Source organism: Priestia sp. SRI_019 (genome assembly GCF_057586255.1).
Map to the genome: position 1 here is coordinate 121,137 of NZ_JBYCZN010000001.1, position 19,220 is coordinate 140,356.

A 19,220-nucleotide genomic window follows, 5' to 3' on the forward strand; every position below is an offset into this window, starting at 1 on the left:
TGTCCTCCTTTACTAGTTTATCAATGAATCACGCTTCCTACATATATATGGACAAACGCTCAGAGTTATGTAATTTGTCTACGCCGGCAACAAAATTTATAATAAGAATAAAGAATTAAAGAAAGGTGGGAAGTCCTGTGCCTTTTGTTCACTTGCAGCTTCAAAGTTCTTATAGCTTATTAAGCAGTTCCGTTCGTATTCATGAACTTGTAGAAACAGCTAAGAAAATGAACTATGAAGCGATTGCTTTGACTGATGAAAACGTGATGTACGGAGTCATTCCTTTTTATAAAGCCTGCGTGAAAGCAGGGATCAAGCCAATTATTGGGCTCACATTATCAATCCTAGAACATGAAGAAAGCGAGCGAGCGTACCCTTTAGTTTTGTTAGCGGAAAATGATAAGGGATATGAAAATCTATTAAAACTAAGCAGTTTAGTTCAAACCAAGGAAAAACACGGTGTAAATAAAAAATGGCTCCATCATTATAGCGGCGGGTTGATTGCTATTACACCCGGTGTAACTGGAGAAGTTGAAACCCTGCTAGCAGAAAACAAACTTCAAGATGCTAAGCGAGTGCTTCAATTCTTTAAAAAAGTATATTCGCAGTCTTTGTATATATCGATACAGCGCCACGAACAGGATGAAGCTTTTATAAATCAGCAGTTAACGGAACTTGCTGCTGAAGAAAATATCCCGCTTGTTGCGACGAATCAAGTGAAATATTTAAAAAAAGAAGATCGGGATGCGTATGAGTGTTTAGCAGCTATTCGAGACGGAGAGAAATTACATAGCGATGAAGAGGTAAAAAGTAAGAGCAGCGAGTACTATTTCAAATCACCTGATGAAATGGAAGATCTCTTTCATGACCAGCATTTTTTAATAGAAGAAAGTATAAAAATCGCAAGTCGATGCGAGCTCGAAATTTCTCTAGGTGTAATGTCCATTCCAAAATATCCTGTTCCCCCGTCTGTTACATCATCAGCCTACTTGCGCACTCTCTGCGAAAAAGGATTGCAAGAAAGAGTTCAAGTGATCACGGAACAATATGAGGAACGCTTGGATTATGAGCTGAACATTATTGAAAATATGCGCTTTAGTGATTACTTTCTTATCGTATGGGATTTTATGAATTATGCTCATGAACACGGTATCCTAACGGGCCCAGGCCGTGGTTCAGCAGCAGGCTCACTGGTCTCATACGCCTTGCGAATTACAAATGTTGATCCAATTCAGCATCAGCTTTTATTTGAGCGCTTTTTAAACCCTGAACGTATTTCGATGCCTGATATTGATATTGATTTTCCTGATAACAAACGAGATCAAGTCATTCAGTATGTGGCTCAAAAATATGGAGCGCTGCACGTAGCTCAAATCATTACATTTGGAACATTAGCAGCTAAAGCAGCCGTACGTGATGTAGGGAGAGTGATGGGATTTGATCAAGACGCGCTAAACAAAATGTCCAAAGCGATTCCAACTAAACCAGGTACAACGTTGAAAAGCGCTCTTCGTGATTCAAGAGTTCTTCAAGACTATTTATCCGAAAATGAAGCCAGAAAACAATGGTACAACATTGCCATGAAGATAGAAGGACTGCCAAGGCATACTTCTACGCATGCAGCAGGCGTTGTGATTAGTGAGAAGCCGCTGACGCAATCTGTAGCTGTACAAGAAGGACATGATGATGTATATCTGACTCAATATCCAATGGAAGCTCTGCAAGACGTTGGGCTTTTGAAAATGGACTTTTTAGGTTTGCGCAACTTAACCATTTTAGATCATATTTTAAAGAAAATTGAGCGGGACATGAATCGAAAGCTGGCACTGTCTCATATACCGTTTAACGATCAAAAAACTTTTGAACTGCTGAGTAAAGGAGATACGACCGGTATTTTTCAGCTAGAGTCAGATGGAATGAGAAGAGTTCTTCAGCAATTAAAACCTACAGAGCTAGAAGATATTGTAGCAGTTAACGCGCTGTATAGACCTGGTCCGATGGAAAATATTCCAACCTATATTAAGCGCAAGCATGGAGTGGTGAAGGTAATATATGATCATCCTACGCTTAAAGACATTTTACAATCCACGCACGGCGTTATCGTGTATCAAGAGCAAATTATGCAGATTGCTTCAAAAATGGCCGGTTTTTCTCTTGGAGAAGCAGATTTGTTGAGAAGAGCAGTTAGTAAAAAAGAACGGTCAGTGTTGGATCGTGAACGAGCTCATTTTATCCAAGGAAGCAAGAAGAAAGGATATGACCTATCCGTTGCTAATCGAGTGTATGACCTTATTGTGCGTTTTGCTGATTATGGCTTCAACCGAAGTCATGCCGTTGCTTACAGTATGGTAGCCTATCAGTTAGCTTATTTGAAAGCACATTACCCGCTGCAGTTCTTTTCAGCTTTACTAACGAGCGTTATTGGAAACGAAGGGAAAATTGCTCAATATATTAATGAACTAAAAAGAAAAAAAATACAAGTTCTCCCACCTTCTATTAACAAGAGCATGTATTCGTTTAACGTAGAAGGTGAAAGTATAAGGTATAGCCTTGCAGCGATTAAACATATTGGCGCAGCAGCTATGCAGGAAATAACAGAAGAGCGAAAGAAAAAAAGATTTGAAGACTTATTTGATTTTTGTGCCCGTGTTTCACAAAAAGCCGTGAATAAAAAGGCGCTTGAAGCCTTGATTCTGTCTGGAGGCTTTGATGAGTTTGGAGAAAATCGAGCTACTTTATTAGCAACGATTGATGTAGCGTTTGAACATGCAAGCTTGGTACTGCCAGATGATGACTTTGGATTTGGAGATGAATTTTCGTTAAAGCCTAAATATATGGAAAAAGAGGAACTGAAAATAGAAGATCGGCTTCAGTATGAAAAAGATATGCTAGGTTTTTATTTATCAAGCCACCCTGCTTCTCAGTATGAAGCGCTGAATTCCTTTTATTCTGTTGTTTCTCTTCACGATATGAAAGAATACGCTTCAGGAAAAGCGGTCTCTCTTTTAGTATTTGTGTTGGAAATTCGCGTCATTCGAACGAAAAAAGGAGAGCAAATGGCTTTTTTACGCATCACGGATGAAAGTGGAGAAGGAGAAGTTGTTGCGTTTCCCCGCGTATTTGAGCAGAATCGTCTGCTGTTTGAACAAGGTAAGGTTTTACTGATACAAGGAAAGATAGATGAAAGAAATGGGCAGCAGCAAATTGTTTGTCAACGTGCTGAAGCTGCTAGCGAAGCGGTTCAAAAACTACCGTCAGAAGAATTATACTTACGTATAGAAACAAAGCAAGGTACAGAAAAGCTGCTTCATACTATTTACCAGCATTTTCAGTCTCATAGAGGGAAAATCCCCGTAAAAATTTATTATGAGGCAGAACGTCAATTGGTCAAGCTTCCCGTTCACTATTCTATTGAACGAAGCGACGAGTTAATAAACACTTTAAAAGCAATGCTGGGAGAGAAGCACGTTGTGTTCAAGAAGATATAGTCTTTACAGATTTCATGTGATGTTATATGGTAAAATAGTTAAAAAAGTGGTCTGACCACCGTTTTTTATGAAATATACGAATTAGATGCGTTTTTCTTGAAATGAAATGCAATTGGATTTATAACATCATATGAGTAGTGTGGGAAAGAACATGGTTCAGGCGCAGTATTTGTTATCATTTTGTTTATTGGGAGTGAAATTCATTGTCTTTACGTGAAGAAGCATTGCATATGCACCGCATTAACAAAGGTAAACTAGAATCAAAGTCCAAAATTCCTGTTCGAAACGCAGAGGATTTAAGCCTTGCTTATTCCCCTGGTGTAGCAGAACCTTGCAAAGAAATATATGATGATGTAAACAATGTATATGAATATACGATGAAAGGAAATATGGTAGCTGTTGTATCTGATGGCACTGCCGTATTGGGCTTAGGCAATATAGGTCCCGAGGCTGCTCTGCCAGTAATGGAAGGGAAAGCTGTCCTTTTTAAAAGTTTTGCCGGCGTAGATGCATTCCCAATTTGTTTAAACACGACAGATGTGGACAAAATTATAGAAACTGTTAAATTGCTAGAACCTACTTTTGGAGGCGTTAATTTAGAAGATATTGCGGCTCCTAACTGTTTTGAAATTGAAGAGCGGTTGAAAAAGGAAACAAATATCCCGGTTTTTCATGATGATCAGCATGGGACGGCTATTGTTACGGTAGCGGGTCTTCTTAATGCCCTGAAGCTGACAGGAAGAAAAATGTCACAAATCAAAGTGGTAGCGAATGGAGCAGGAGCTGCTGGCATTGCTATTATTAAATTATTATACAGCTATGGAGTGCGCGATATCATTATGTGTGATTCCAAAGGAACGATTTATGACAAGCGTCCTCACGGCATGAACCGTATAAAAGATGAAGTTGCAGCCTATACAAATCGAAGCAAAGTAGAAGGTACGTTAGCTGATGCGTTAGAAGAAGCTGACGTATTTATTGGAGTTTCGGTTGAAGGAGCACTCACACCGGAGATGATTGGAAAGATGAATCCAGACCCAATCATTTTTGCAATGGCAAATCCGGTGCCTGAAATTATGCCAGAAGAAGCTAAAAAAGCTGGCGCGAAAGTAATCGGCACCGGACGTTCTGATTTTCCTAATCAAGTGAACAATGTCCTAGCGTTTCCGGGGATATTCCGAGGTGCACTAGATGTACGTGCTACTCATATTAATGAAAAAATGAAAATGGCTGCAGTTGAGGCCATTGCTAATTTAATTACGGAAGAGGACTTGAATACAGACTATGTGATTCCAGGTCCATTTGATGCACGAGTGGCTCCGGCAGTAGCCGCCGCTGTTGCAAAAGCAGCTATGGAAACAGGCGTTGCCCGAATAAAAGTAAAGCCAGAAGCCGTAGCTGAAAACACACGTCGCTTAGCGATTATTGAATAAGGTTACATCAACTGTTCTTTGACAGGCATGATGCTTCAAGCATGCCTGTTAAAGTAATGTAAAGTGAGTGGTAGTAAACTTGAAGAATGAACGTTCAAAAGTATATGTAGAAATTCTAAAACAAATTCGCCAGCTAATGGAAGACGATCGTTTAACTACGGGGGATAAAATCCCGTCAGAACGAGAGCTTTCTGAACGGTTAGGCGCAGGACGTTCTTCCGTTCGAGAAGCGCTCAGAGCGTTAGAGCTAATTGGGTTGATTGAAACTAGAAGAGGTGAAGGTACGTTTATTAAAGAAGTAGGGGATCATCAATTTATTGATTTATTAGCTACTTTTTTAGTACAAGACGGTAAAACAAAATCAGATTTAATTCAGACGAGATATATTCTTGAAAAGAGCTGTTTGTATTTTGTTTTAGCGGAACAGGACGAAATCAATGTTTCGAAAGCAATTCAAAAGCAGAATGACGATTGTTTGAAGAACTTGTTTGACTATTTGTTTTCTTTGCAGCCTAATCGGCTATTACACCGAATCTGGTTGATTATTTGCCGTTTTTCTCAAACTTTTCAACAAAACTCAGCGCCAAGCGACACTCTGATAAGTGAATTAGTAGAGGCGTTAGCTAAAAAAGATGAAGCAGCTGTATTAAATCTTCACCATCAGTGCTACAAACAAGTGTGAAAGAAGGAATTTGTCGAAAGAGACATGCCATCTTTCTACACAAAATCAAACAGTCATCTAGTAAAGTAAATAGCAACTAATAAAGTGAAGCGAACAATTCGTCCAATTTTTGTCTATCCGTCACTTGATTTGTATTTGAGGCGGATTTTCACAACTTGTAAATAGTAGAAGAAGAGGAAGAATAAAGGTTCTTATGATAAAGAAAAGAACCAAAAGGAGGTTACACCTTGTTACGAGATTTATTTACAAAAAACACAAAAACTCCAAAAAAACGAAAATATGCTACGATTCCTTCTGAGCATATGAGACAAGATGTACCTGAAGGAATTATGACCAAGTGTAAAAAGTGTAAAAAAATAATGTATACGAAAGAGTTAAATAAAAACTTAAAAGTATGCTTAAACTGTGGATATCATCATCAAATGACAGCACCAGAGCGTATCGAAAGCTTAATCGACAGCGGAACGTTTGTTGAATACGACAAAGATATGACGTCAGAAAATCCTCTTGGGTTCCCTGATTATCTCGAAAAGCTCGAAAAAGATCGTGAGAAAACTAATTTGAGTGAAGCGATTGTTACGGGTGAAGGAGATATTGAAGGCATTAAAGTAGTAGTTGCTGTTATGGATTCACACTTCCGTATGGGAAGCATGGGCTCTGTAGTCGGCGAGAAAATTACTCGCGCCATTGAAAAAGCGAAGGAAATGCATGTTCCATTCCTTATTTTTACAGCTTCAGGCGGTGCACGTATGCAAGAAGGTGTTCTGAGCTTGATGCAAATGGCTAAAACTAGCGCAGCTCTTAAAATGTTCAGTGATGAAGGCGGCTTAATCATTTCGATTATGACACATCCTACTACAGGGGGCGTGTCAGCAAGCTTTGCTTCGTTAGGGGATTATAATTTAGCCGAGCCGGGCGCGTTAATTGGCTTTGCTGGAAGACGTATTATTGAACAAACAATTAGAGAAGAGCTTCCAGAAGATTTTCAGACGTCGGAATTTCTGTTGAAGCATGGTCAGCTAGACGGAGTTATTGACCGTCATGATTTAAAAGAAACGTTAACAACTATTTTAGATATACACGTAGCAGGAGGTGACATCGAGTGGTAAGCGAATTAGAATTTGAACGTCCAATTGTCGAGTTGCGAAACAAGATTGCAGAGCTTAAAGAGTTTGCTAAAAACACAGAAGTGGATTTATCTAGCGAAATTGATAAGTTAGAAAATCGCTTAGAAAAAGTAGAAAACGATATTTACAATCATCTAAGCCCATGGAACCGTGTTCAAATTGCTCGTCATCCTGAGCGTCCTACAACACTCGATTATATTTCGCGCTTGTTTACAAACTTTTTAGAGTGTCATGGAGATCGCTTTTATGGAGATGATGAAGCAATCGTAGGAGGAATTGCCAAGTTTAATGGCGTGCCTGTTACCGTGATTGGACATCAGAGAGGTAAAGATACGAAAGAAAATATTCGCCGTAATTTTGGTATGCCTCACCCTGAAGGCTACCGTAAAGCACTGCGTCTAATGAAGCAAGCGGAGAAATTTAACCGCCCAATTGTTTGCTTTATTGATACAAAAGGAGCTTATCCAGGAAAAGCGGCAGAAGAGCGCGGACAAAGCGAAGCTATTGCGAAAAACCTTTTCGAAATGGCTGGCTTAACTGTACCTGTTATTTGCATTGTAATTGGAGAAGGAGGAAGCGGGGGAGCCTTGGCATTAGGTTTAGGAAATCACCTTCATATGCTTGAGAACTCCACGTATTCAGTTATTTCTCCAGAAGGAGCGGCAGCCATTCTTTGGAAAGATTCTTCTCTTGCGAAAAAAGCTGCTGAAACGATGAAGATTACAGCACCAGATTTGAAAGAACTGGGTATTGTAGATGAAATGGTTTCAGAGGTAAAAGGCGGAGCTCACCGAGATATCGATGCACAAGCTGGATACATGGAGGGCATTATCAAGAAATCATTAAAAGAGCTGATGAATTTATCAAAAGAAGAGCTAGTGGAAGAGCGTTATTTAAAATACAAAAAAATCGGACAATTTGCAGCTGAAAACGATGCCATTACTATAAAATAAAGAAACGTGCACTCTTGAAAAATAAGGGTGCGCGTTTTTGTGCGGTTTGTATAGCCCTTCTCTATTGTGTTTACAAGTTCTTCGTGGTATTTTATAGACAGCAAAAACCTTTAAGTAAAAGTAGAAAAAGAGTGTTTTTAAAAAATTTCCTATGGTTATTAGCAGCTGTGCGAGCGTTTGTCTTTTCTCTAAAAGACAAATCAGGCAGCAAGTATTGCTGTATGAATTGCAGGGAATAGTAAAACAAGAAGCAAACGATGAAGAAATTCATCGTTAAAGTGCTGTGTATTTGTTTGCTATTTGATTCAGCGCTACGTAGGTATTTCATAAGTTACACGTAAAGCAAGGTGAACAAGTCAGGGCAACAAAATATTTGTTCATAGCCTGCTAGTACAAGGTTAGTAAAAGAAATAGCTATTTGCCCTATCTAAAGAGTAAATAGTAAATATATAGGAGGAAATTTGAATGCGTAAAACTAAAATTGTATGTACTATTGGACCAGCGAGTGAAAGTGTAGAAAAATTAGTTGAACTAATTAACTCAGGCTTAAACGTTTGTCGTCTAAACTTCTCTCACGGTGACTTTGAAGAGCACGGTGCACGTATTGTTAACATTCGTGAAGCTGCGAAACAAACAGGTAAAACAGTAGGTATCTTACTTGATACAAAAGGACCTGAAATTCGTACAAACACAATGGAAAATGGTGCAATTGAGTTACAAGAAGGCTCTGAAATCATTGTTTCTATGACAGAAGTAGTGGGAACAACTGAAAAATTCTCAATTACATATCCAGGTCTAATTGAAGACGTACACGTAGGATCAAAAATCCTTTTAGATGACGGTTTAATCGGTCTTGAAGTACTAGAAATCAATAAAACTGACGGTGAAATCAAAACAAAAGTACTTAACCCAGGTACATTAAAAAATAAAAAAGGTGTAAACGTGCCAAACGTAAGTGTAAACCTTCCTGGTATCACTGAAAAAGATGCAAGCGATATTGTATTCGGTATCGAACAAGGCATTGATTTTATCGCTGCTTCTTTTGTGCGTCGCGCATCTGATGTATTAGAAATTCGTGAACTACTAGAAAAACACAATGCAGCTCACATTCAAATCATCTCAAAAATTGAAAACCAAGAAGGCGTAGATAACATCAAGGAAATTCTTGAAGTTTCAGACGGTTTAATGGTTGCTCGTGGTGACTTAGGAGTAGAAATTCCTGCTGAAGAAGTACCATTAGTACAAAAAGATCTAATCAAACAATGTAATGCGCTTGGCAAACCAGTTATTACAGCTACACAAATGCTTGATTCAATGCAACGCAACCCGCGCCCAACTCGTGCGGAAGCAAGTGACGTTGCCAATGCTATCTTTGATGGTACGGATGCAATTATGTTATCTGGTGAAACAGCTGCAGGTTCTTACCCAGTTGAAGCTGTACAAACAATGCATTCAATCGCTTCTCGTGCTGAGCAAGCTCTAAACTACTCTGAGATTTTACAACAGCGCAGCAAGCAAGTTGGCCCATCTATTACAGATGCAATTGGACAATCTGTTGTACACACAGCGCTTAACTTAAACGCTAGTGCAATCGTAGCGCCAACAGAAAGTGGTTATACAGCGAAAATCGTTTCTAAATATCGTCCGCAATCTCCAATCGTAGCTGTTGCAGCAAACGATTCTGTTGCACGTCGTCTGTCTCTAGTATGGGGTGTTACACCAGTTGTTGGTGAGCGCGTAAATACAATTGACGATATGTTAGATCACGCTGTAAATGACGCAGTAAAAACAGGCGTTGTAGCACACGGCGACTTAGTGGTTATTACAGCTGGTGTTCCAGTTGGAGAATCAGGTGCAACGAACTTAATGAAAGTTCAAGTTGTAGGTGACGTTCTTGCTAAAGGACAAGGAATTGGTCGTAAAGCAGCAGTTGGTAAAGTAGTTATTGCTAAAACTGCTGAAGAAGCAAATGCAAAAATGACTGAAGGTGCTATCCTTGTTACAAACAGCACAGATCGCGATATGATCGGTGCAATTGAAAAAGCAGGAGCTCTTATTACAGAAGAAGGCGGTCTAACAAGCCATGCAGCTGTAGTAGGGTTAAACTTAAGCATTCCTGTCATTGTAGGCGTAGAAAACGCAACAAGCGTATTCTCGGAAGATCAAGATATTACAGTTGATGCTTCACGCGGTGTTGTATACAACGGACACGCAAGCGTACTGTAAGAACACGTAGATGATAGAAAAAAGAGAAGGGGAACCCTTCTCTTTTTGTTTAGGCAATTCAATAAGCGAAGAGGTGATGATGGTGAGGAAGCTCCTTCCGCTCCTTCTTATTGTACCTGCTGTTGAGGTAATGATTTTGATTTATTCAAGTCATCTCATTGGTGTCATGTCAACATTTTTACTGATTATTGCTACCAGTTTTATTGGTGCGTTTCTAGCGAAAAAACAAGGAACATCTCTTTTTCAAAAAGCACAGCGTCAGATGAGCCAGGGACATGTTCCGAGCGGTGAAATCCTTGATGGTATGTGTGTACTATTTGGCGGACTGTTTCTGCTGTTTCCAGGCTTCTTGACAGATGTTGTAGGCTTTATCTTTTTACTGCCGTTTACACGCAGAATCGTTAAGCCTTTTCTTTTAACGTGGCTAAGAAGATTTTTTCAAGGACGTAATCGAATGACGATTATTCGTTAATTAGAAAGTGTGTGAAAGAAGCTTCTTTCACACACTTTTTCATTTTCCTATAATAAACTGCCACGTTTCTTTAAAAACCCCCGTTGTATGAAGAGTTTTTAGAATAACAAGAATAACAGGGCCAACTATTAATCCGAAAAATCCAATCAGTTGATATCCTACAAATAAAGCAATTAATGTAGCGAGAGGATCAAGACCAATGCTTGATGACAAAATTTTTGGTTCCATAATTTGTCGCTGCACAAGTACTACAGCATATAGTACCGAGAGCCCTACAGCAAATGACACGTTATCTGTTGCAAAGGCATAAATCATCCAAGGAACAAAAACCAGTCCTGTTCCGAGGTAAGGAAGAATATCTACTAAGCCAATTAATAAAGCGACTGTAATAGCATAATCAACCCTAAGAACAAGTAAACCAAAAAGAACGATGATTGTGGTAATCGAAATAAGCGTAAGCTGAGCTTTAATAAAACCAAACAGTGCATTTTTAAGCTCCACAACAACTGTCTGTCCATTTTCTCTTACTTTTTTAGGAATAAACAAGCTGCTTTTAGCCATCAGCTTGTACCAATCTTTACTAATAAAAAAAGTAGCCAGCAATGAAAAAATAATCACAGTCGCTGCATTAGGCAATACGGATAAAAGTACTGGGATGCTTTGCAATACATTTTGCAAAAAATCGCCCACGGTTTGAGCGATATGGTTGCCTACCCCTTTAATGTTCGATAAAATAGTTGCTTGCTGACCGGTATTTAAGTTATTAAACATAGAAGTAATGCGTTCATAAAACGGAAGTATTTGTTCTGTAGCAATATTTTCAATAAATATGACCACTTCTTTGAAATTTGTGGGAACAACTTTCGCTAAATACGTACTTCCTGCAATGATTTCTGTGATAAGTAACGTAATAAGTCCGGCCAAAAGAGAGAAGATAAGAACCATTGACAGTAAAACAGCTAAGTAGCGGGGTAAGCGCAGCTTCAATTCAAATAGATTAACCATAGGGTTTATAAAAAAAGCGATGCAGCAGGCGATAATAAATGGATATATGAGAGAAGAGACATAATAACTAAGAAATATAGATGCTGCAATAATTGCCAACACACAAGCTAAGCGAAATAGTCGGTGTAAATGAAGCTTGTACACAATAAATAGAGGCCTCCTTGTAAACCATAGTTAACAAAAGAAAAAGCTACTCATAAAATATTTACGTCATACGCTTTAGATTTATCACAATAAAAAAAGAAAGGATGAGTAAAATGTTCTCACAACCCATGCTTTTTTTAGCTGTTTTACTCGTAATTGGATTAGTGGCTAAAAATCAATCATTAATCATTGCAGTTGCATTTTTACTTATTTTAAAATTAATCGGGTTAGACGGTAAGGTTTTTCCGTTTCTACAATCAAAAGGAATTAATATTGGAGTAACGGTTATTACAATTGCCGTTCTTGTGCCGATTGCAACAGGAGACATAGGATTCAAACAATTAGGAGAGGCTGTGAAATCTTCTTATGCCTGGATTGCTCTAGGAGCGGGAATTGCTGTAGCAATTATTGCCAAATATGGACTTACACTCTTGGAAGATGATCCGCATATTACGACCGCTTTAGTTTTTGGCACAATTCTTGCTGTGGCGCTGTTTCAAGGGGTGGCAGTAGGTCCGTTAATCGGTGCTGGAATTGCTTATTTATTTATGAAATTAACCGAACTTTTTTCGTAGAAATTTTTGTATAATAATAATTTTTTTAAAATTTCTTCTCTCTTTTGATTCACAAAAGTCAGATAATTGTTTATAATATATTTTGAGGCCGCATCTTTTTACATACAATTGTATGTTTTACCTATAGGGCTGTAACAAAGCAATGACACATGCAGATGTTTTGATTTTGTGTGTTATTGAAACAAATGGAAATGTAAGCATTTTCTTTACGTGGGGTAAAGGAATGTTCTTCCAAGATATATATTCAAAAGAGGCGCTTCGTATATCATTTAATGTCTAGTTGAGCAGAGGCTCAATTTTGTTTTTCACGTTTTACACAGAAAGGTATGGGGAATTTTTTCTGTAAAGGAGTGGAGATTTATGACAGCAACTCGAGGTCTAGAAGGGGTAGTCGCTACAACGTCAGCAGTGAGTTCAATTATTGATGACACTTTAACATATCAAGGCTACAATATTGATGATTTAGCGAATTATGCAACATTTGAAGAAGTGGTGTATTTACTATGGCACGGAAAATTACCTAACAAAGAAGAATTATCTGTGTTTTCTAGATTACTAGCAGAAAACGCTAAATTACCCCAAGAAGTCTTAGATCATTTCAAAACTTATCCAATTAAAGATGTTCATCCAATGGCAGCTTTAAGAACAGTCGTATCACTATTGGGGTTGTACGATCCTGAAGCTGATTTAATGGATGAAGAAGCAAATTATCGCAAAGCTGTTCGTTTGCAAGCACAATTACCAACGGTGGTAACGGCTTTTTCAAGAGTCCGTAACGGATTAGAGCCAATTGAACCAAACGAAAACTATAGCATTGCCGCTAACTTTTTATATATGTTAACCGGCGAAGAGCCAACTGATATCCAAGTAGAGGCATTTGATAAAGCACTTGTCTTACACGCTGACCATGAGCTAAATGCTTCAACTTTTACAGCTCGTGTCTGTGTGGCAACGTTATCCGATATTTATTCAGGAATTACAGCCGCTATTGGAGCGTTAAAGGGTCCTCTTCACGGGGGAGCGAATGAAGCTGTTATGAAAATGTTGTCTGACATTCAAACAGTTGAAAACGCAGAACCTTACATTCGCGAAAAGCTCGCGAAAAAAGAAAAGATTATGGGATTTGGACATCGTGTGTATCAACAGGGTGATCCTCGTGCCAAGCACTTGAAAGAAATGTCTGAAAAACTTACCAAACAAGCAGGAGATACAACGCTATACGATATGTCAGTAAAAATTGAAGAGATCGTAACAGGCGAGAAAAAGCTTCCGCCAAACGTTGACTTCTATTCAGCTTCTGTATACCACAGCTTAGGGATTGATCACGATCTATTTACTCCGATCTTTGCCGTAAGCCGCGTATCAGGATGGATTGCTCACATTTTAGAGCAGTATTCAAACAATCGTTTGATTCGTCCAAGAGCTGATTATATCGGTCCTGGAAAACAAACGTACATTCCGCTTGAAGAGCGCAGCTAAACAATGTGACGAAGGTGCTCACGTTCGTTGAGCACTTTTCCATAAGTGAAAGTAGACAAATTTTTTAAGGAGGTCATTCTCATGACAAAAGGTGAACAAATTTCTGTAGCAAACGGCGTGTTAAACGTACCAAATAACCCAATTATTCCATTTATCGAAGGTGACGGAATTGGTCCGGATATCTGGGCAGCAGCTTCTCGCGTATTAGAAGCAGCGGTTGCAAAAGCATACAATGGTGAAAAAGAAATCGTTTGGAAAGAAGTATTAGCAGGTGAAAAAGCATTTAATCAAACTGGCGAATGGTTACCGGAAGAAACATTAGATGCAATTCGCGAATACATAATTGCAATCAAAGGACCATTAACAACACCAGTAGGCGGTGGAATTCGTTCTCTAAACGTGGCATTGCGTCAAGAATTAGACTTATTCACATGCTTACGTCCTGTTCGCTACTTTGACGGCGTACCTTCTCCAATTAAGCGCCCTGAAGATACAGATATGGTTATCTTCCGTGAAAATACTGAAGATATTTATGCTGGTATTGAATATGCGAAGGGTTCTGAAGAAGTACAAAAGCTTGTTTCATTCTTACAAACGGAATTAGGCGTAAATAAAATCCGTTTCCCTGAAACTTCTGGATTAGGTATTAAGCCTATTTCTTCTGAAGGAACAGAGCGTCTTGTGCGTGCAGCAATCAACTACGCAATTGAACAAGGCCGCAAGTCTGTTACGCTTGTACACAAAGGTAACATTATGAAATATACAGAAGGCGCATTTAAAAATTGGGGCTATGAGCTAGCTGAAAAAGAATTCGGCGATAAAGTATTTACTTGGGCACAATATGACCGCATCGTTGAAAAAGAAGGTGCACAGGCTGCAAACAAAGCTCAAGCAGAAGCGGAAGCAGCAGGAAAAATTATTGTAAAAGATTCAATTGCAGATATCTTCTTACAACAAATTTTAACTCGTCCACGTGAATTCGATGTAGTAGCAACAATGAATTTAAATGGAGATTATATTTCAGATGCATTAGCGGCGCAAGTTGGCGGTATCGGAATTGCTCCAGGAGCAAACATCAACTATGAAACTGGACATGCTATCTTTGAAGCAACTCACGGTACAGCACCTAAATATGCTGGTTTAGATAAAGTAAACCCATCTTCTGTATTATTATCAGGTGTGTTAATGCTTGAACACCTTGGCTGGAACGAAGCAGCGGATTTAATCATGAAATCAATGGAAAAAACAATTGCTTCAAAAGTAGTAACTTATGATTTCGCACGTTTAATGGATGGTGCAACAGAAGTGAAGTGTTCAGAGTTCGCTGATGAATTAATTAGCAATCTAGGAAAACAAGTAACAGTTTAATAGCTATTCATTTAGGGGAGGAATTATAATGGCAAATATGCGTAAAAAAGTATCTGTTATCGGAGCGGGCTTTACGGGAGCTACAACTGCTTTTTTAATTGGTCAAAAAGAGTTAGCTGATGTTGTATTAGTTGATATTCCGCAATTAGAAAATCCAGCTAAAGGTAAAGCGCTGGATATGTTAGAAGCAAGTCCCGTACAAGGATTTGACGCTAACATTACAGGAACAGCCAACTACGAAGACACAGCTGATTCTGACATTGTCATTATTACAGCTGGTATCGCACGCAAGCCAGGTATGAGTCGCGATGATTTAGTAACAACGAACCAAAAGATCATGAAGTCTGTTACTCAAGAAATTGTTAAATACTCACCAAACTGTCATATTATCGTGTTAACAAACCCGGTAGATGCTATGACGTACACGGTATTTAAAGAATCTGGTTTTCCTAAAAACCGCGTAATTGGTCAATCAGGTGTATTAGATTCTGCACGTTTCCGTACGTTCGTAGCGCAGGAGTTAAACATTTCAGTAAAAGATATCACAGGTTTTGTACTTGGTGGACATGGCGATGATATGGTACCTCTTGTACGCTACTCATATGCTGGCGGTATTCCTCTTGAAACGCTTATTCCAAAAGCGCGCCTTGAAGCAATTGTTGAACGAACACGCAAAGGCGGCGGCGAGATCGTTAACTTATTAGGTAATGGAAGTGCGTACTACGCTCCTGCTGCTTCTTTAGTGGAAATGACAGAAGCGATCCTAAAAGATCAGCGTCGCATTTTACCAGCGATTGCTTACCTAGAGGGTGAGTATGGTTATAACGGCATCTACTTAGGTGTTCCAACCGTATTAGGAGCCGCAGGAATTGAGCAGGTAATTGAATTAGAACTGACTGATTCTGAAAAAGCTTCTTTAGATCAATCAGCAAAATCAGTTAAAACTGTCATGGGTGTATTAGCTTAATACCATAAAATAGGTTTGAGTATAGGTTTTTATCAATATTCAAACAATATTCACAAGGAAAATTCGAGGGAAACCTCGAATTTTTCTTGTATATAAAGAAAAGCTATTACTTTATACAAAAGGTGGAATGATGATGGTATTAGGTAAAAAACAAAAAATAGGCCGAAGTATTGAAGATATAAAAGTTGGAGAAAAATTAACGCTAACGGAACGAATTGAAGATAAGGATATCTTATTGTACTTAGGGCTGACAAATGATTCGAACCCTTTATACATTCAGCATGATTACGCATCTCAGACCCCTTTTAAAAAACCTATTGTGCCAAGTATTATGATTACCGGTATTATGACAGCAGCCATTTCAAAGTATTTGCCCGGACCTGGAAGCCACGTTGCAGAACATACGGTAACCTTCCCCAAAAAGATTCACCATTATAGCACGATTGAATTTTTATTTGAAGTGACAGAGGTAGATGTTTCTTCTAAAACTGTTACGATTGAGGTGGAAGCGGTCAATGAGCAAAAAGAGAAAGTAGTAACGGCGCGGTTTCTTGTGTATCCGCCGTTTAGACTTCCATCAGTAGAGACACACGACTTTGAAAATTTTTAAAACACCTTAAATATTTATAAATATAGAAGAAACTGTTTGATCATATTTTCTGAAAATGTTGAAATGTATTGGAGAACGAGGCTAAAACATTGTATGATAAGAGAAGATAAATAGAAAATAATATCATTTGGATGAAGCTGCGGTTTAATTTAACTAGATGGAGGCTTATATCGTTAATATGGGTAAGAAATTATTAGTCGTAGATGATGAACAATCAATTTCAACATTATTACAATATAATTTACAACAAGCTGGCTTTACAGTAGAAACAGCTGAAGATGGGGAAGAAGGATACAACAAGGCACTAGAAGGAAAACCGGATTTAATTGTGTTAGACTTGATGCTTCCTAAGATGGATGGAATTGAAGTTTGTAAAAAGCTTCGTCAGCAAAAAGTGATGACGCCTATTTTAATGTTAACTGCAAAAGACGATGAGTTCGACAAAGTATTAGGGCTAGAGCTTGGCGCAGATGACTACATGACGAAACCATTTAGTCCTCGAGAAGTAGTGGCGCGTGTAAAAGCCATTTTACGCAGAACACAAATTATTGCTCAGGAAAATGAACAAGAGGAAGATGGCGAGCGCATCACGATCGGTGATTTAAAAATTCTTCCAGATCATTATGAGGCCTACTTTAATCAAGAGCAGCTTGAGCTTACTCCAAAAGAATTTGAGTTATTATTATATTTGGCAAAATACAAAGGGCGGGTATTAACTCGTGATCAGCTACTAAGTGCAGTGTGGAATTATGATTTTGCCGGAGATACGCGAATTGTAGATGTGCACATCAGCCATTTGCGTGAGAAAATCGAACACAATACGCGAAAACCTGTTTATATAAAAACGATTAGAGGATTAGGATATAAGCTGGAGGAACCAAAGGTAGATGAATAAATTTCGTTCAAGGCTACTTTTGGCTCTATTAGTACTTATTATTATTGTATTAGTAGGTCTTGGCCTGCTGCTGGGACAGTTGTTTAAAAACTTTTATTTTCAGACGTTTCAAGAGCGAATGGAAAAAGAGGCAAAGCTTGTAGAAATGTACATTAGCGAAGAAGGTATCACAAGTCCTGCTTTAAAATCTAAAGTTGATCAAATCAGCCATTCGTTAAGTGTACGAACGACTATCGTTCAAAAAGACGGAAAAATATTAGTTGACTCAAATCCAGGTAGCAAGCAGCAAAGAATCGAAAAAAGTATCGTAATCCAACAAGTATTAAAAAAGCAGTTAAACAGTAAAAAAAGCTTTGATCAAATTAAAGAAGATTACGACTTATATTACTATGGTATCCCGCTTATTATAGAAGGTAAGCAAGAGGGATTTGTTGTGCTGAGTACATCGTTTGATTCATTGAAACAAGTAAATCAGCAAATTTGGGGCCTTCTTATTGGAAGCTTAGGTTTAGCTTTGATTGTGATTTTACTCTTAGGTGTAAAGATTATGGGACGCTATACCCGTCCTATTGAATCGGCAACCAAAGTGGCTATGGAACTTGCAAAAGGGAATTATAAAGCTCGTACATATGAAGATTATGTAGATGAAACAGGGATGCTGAGTCAGTCTATTAACGCACTTGCTCGTAATCTGCAAGAGTCTATCACTAATCAAGAAATGCAGCAGGACAGGCTGCGCACGCTAATTGAAAATATGGGAAGCGGCATGCTTCTTATCGATAGTCGAGGCTATATAAACTTAGTAAATCGAGCTTATAAAGAGCAGTTTCATATACATCCGGATGACTTCCTTTATCATTTGTATTACGAGGTATTTGAGCATAAAGAAATCATTAAGCTTGTGGAAAAAATATTTATGACGGAAGTAAAGGTTCGAAAACAAGTGGTTCTGCCTTTAAATATTGAACGAAGATATTTTGATGTTTACGGAGCGCCGATTATTGGCTTAAACGATGAATGGAAAGGGATTGTGCTTGTTTTCCATGATATTACCGAGCTGAAAAAGCTAGAACAAGTTCGCCGTGACTTTGTAGCAAATGTGTCTCATGAACTAAAAACTCCTATTACGTCTATAAAAGGGTTTAGTGAGACATTGTTAGACGGTGCCATGGAAGATCCACAGCTGCGCCAGCAGTTTCTATCTATCATTTTAACGGAAAGTCAGCGCATGGAGAGCTTGATTCAAGATCTTTTAGATTTGTCTAAAGTTGAACAGCAAGGGTTTAAGCTAAGCATTCATTCAGTAGATTTGAATACCCTTCTCTATGAGGTCATAACAGTGCTATCAAACCGAGCGACTGAAAAAGAAATCACGCTAACGTTAGATACGCTTCCTGAAGAAGCGTGGATTGATGGTGACAGTCAGCGCCTTATGCAAGTGTTTGTTAACTTAATCGGCAATGCGCTCATGTATACAATGCCTGGAGGAACTGTTCACGTTTCGCTTGAAGAGGAAGAAGAAACGATTACAGTTCATGTTCAAGATACAGGTATCGGTATTGATTCTGATGAAATTTCACGTATTTTTGAGCGCTTTTACCGAGTAGATAAAGCAAGAAGCCGTAATTCCGGAGGAACAGGTCTTGGATTAGCAATTGTTAAACATCTTGTTGAAGCTCATAAAGGGGAAATTGAAGTGAAAAGTGAAGTCAATAAAGGGACAACTTTTTCGGTCAAGCTGCACAAGTATTTGCCGCAGATGTAAAATGTTTACGTTCCTTTTACAATTTATTTAA

15 protein-coding genes are annotated in these 19,220 nt (G+C 38.5%); 14 read left to right on the forward strand and 1 reads right to left on the reverse strand.

What is annotated here, in order from left to right:
* The first annotated feature begins 137 nt into the window (after positions 1–137).
* From dnaE to AC2YJL_RS00650, 7 genes are all read left to right on the forward strand, one after another.
* Entirely contained in the window at positions 138–3,488 is a 3,351-nt protein-coding gene (gene dnaE / locus AC2YJL_RS00620; protein WP_230933674.1) for a DNA polymerase III subunit alpha, read from the forward strand.
* Positions 3,489–3,691: 203 nt separating this feature from the next.
* Positions 3,692–4,921, forward strand: a complete 1,230-nt coding sequence (gene ystJ / locus AC2YJL_RS00625) for an NADP-dependent malic enzyme (protein ID WP_013059453.1) — start codon at positions 3,692–3,694, stop codon at positions 4,919–4,921.
* Between the two features lie 79 nt (positions 4,922–5,000).
* A complete protein-coding gene (locus tag AC2YJL_RS00630) occupies positions 5,001–5,603 on the forward strand; it encodes a FadR/GntR family transcriptional regulator (RefSeq protein ID WP_029320009.1) in 603 nt (200 codons plus the stop codon).
* 227 nt (positions 5,604–5,830) lie between these two features.
* Positions 5,831–6,712: an acetyl-CoA carboxylase, carboxyltransferase subunit beta gene (gene accD, locus AC2YJL_RS00635; RefSeq protein WP_013059451.1), complete on the forward strand. Its 882-nt coding sequence runs from the start codon at positions 5,831–5,833 to the stop codon at positions 6,710–6,712.
* Positions 6,706–7,683 (forward strand): acetyl-CoA carboxylase carboxyl transferase subunit alpha, encoded by a 978-nt coding sequence (accA, locus tag AC2YJL_RS00640; RefSeq protein WP_195695816.1) that lies wholly within the window; start codon positions 6,706–6,708, stop codon positions 7,681–7,683. Before accD ends, accA begins: the two co-directional genes overlap by 7 nt.
* A gap of 465 nt (positions 7,684–8,148) precedes the next feature.
* Positions 8,149–9,909, forward strand: a complete 1,761-nt coding sequence (gene pyk / locus AC2YJL_RS00645) for a pyruvate kinase (protein WP_195695817.1) — start codon at positions 8,149–8,151, stop codon at positions 9,907–9,909.
* 79 nt (positions 9,910–9,988) lie between these two features.
* Positions 9,989–10,381 (forward strand): FxsA family protein, encoded by a 393-nt coding sequence (locus tag AC2YJL_RS00650; RefSeq protein WP_025750656.1) that lies wholly within the window; start codon positions 9,989–9,991, stop codon positions 10,379–10,381.
* Between the two features lie 39 nt (positions 10,382–10,420).
* Here AC2YJL_RS00650 and ytvI read toward each other — a convergent pair whose 3' ends face one another.
* Complete coding sequence (gene ytvI, locus AC2YJL_RS00655) at positions 10,421–11,530, reverse strand: sporulation integral membrane protein YtvI (protein ID WP_195695818.1); 1,110 nt, start codon at positions 11,528–11,530, stop codon at positions 10,421–10,423.
* Between the two features lie 113 nt (positions 11,531–11,643).
* Between ytvI and AC2YJL_RS00660 the strand changes: the two genes are divergently transcribed.
* From AC2YJL_RS00660 to pnpS, 7 genes are all read left to right on the forward strand, one after another.
* Entirely contained in the window at positions 11,644–12,105 is a 462-nt protein-coding gene (locus tag AC2YJL_RS00660) for a DUF441 domain-containing protein (RefSeq protein WP_013059446.1), read from the forward strand.
* 360 nt (positions 12,106–12,465) lie between these two features.
* A complete protein-coding gene (citZ, locus tag AC2YJL_RS00665) occupies positions 12,466–13,584 on the forward strand; it encodes a citrate synthase (protein ID WP_016765709.1) in 1,119 nt (372 codons plus the stop codon).
* Positions 13,585–13,659: 75 nt separating this feature from the next.
* Positions 13,660–14,952, forward strand: coding sequence for an NADP-dependent isocitrate dehydrogenase (gene icd / locus AC2YJL_RS00670; RefSeq protein WP_255255780.1), 1,293 nt, complete (start codon positions 13,660–13,662; stop codon positions 14,950–14,952).
* Between the two features lie 28 nt (positions 14,953–14,980).
* On the forward strand, positions 14,981–15,919 hold the full coding sequence (gene mdh, locus AC2YJL_RS00675) for a malate dehydrogenase (RefSeq protein WP_195695820.1): 939 nt from the start codon (positions 14,981–14,983) through the stop codon (positions 15,917–15,919).
* Between the two features lie 133 nt (positions 15,920–16,052).
* Positions 16,053–16,529 (forward strand): MaoC family dehydratase, encoded by a 477-nt coding sequence (locus tag AC2YJL_RS00680; protein ID WP_195695821.1) that lies wholly within the window; start codon positions 16,053–16,055, stop codon positions 16,527–16,529.
* Between the two features lie 178 nt (positions 16,530–16,707).
* On the forward strand, positions 16,708–17,424 hold the full coding sequence (locus AC2YJL_RS00685) for a response regulator transcription factor (protein WP_230933671.1): 717 nt from the start codon (positions 16,708–16,710) through the stop codon (positions 17,422–17,424).
* Positions 17,417–19,189: a two-component system histidine kinase PnpS gene (gene pnpS, locus AC2YJL_RS00690; protein WP_102813835.1), complete on the forward strand. Its 1,773-nt coding sequence runs from the start codon at positions 17,417–17,419 to the stop codon at positions 19,187–19,189. The genes AC2YJL_RS00685 and pnpS overlap by 8 nt, the downstream gene beginning before the upstream one ends.
* Positions 19,190–19,220 lie beyond the last annotated feature (31 nt).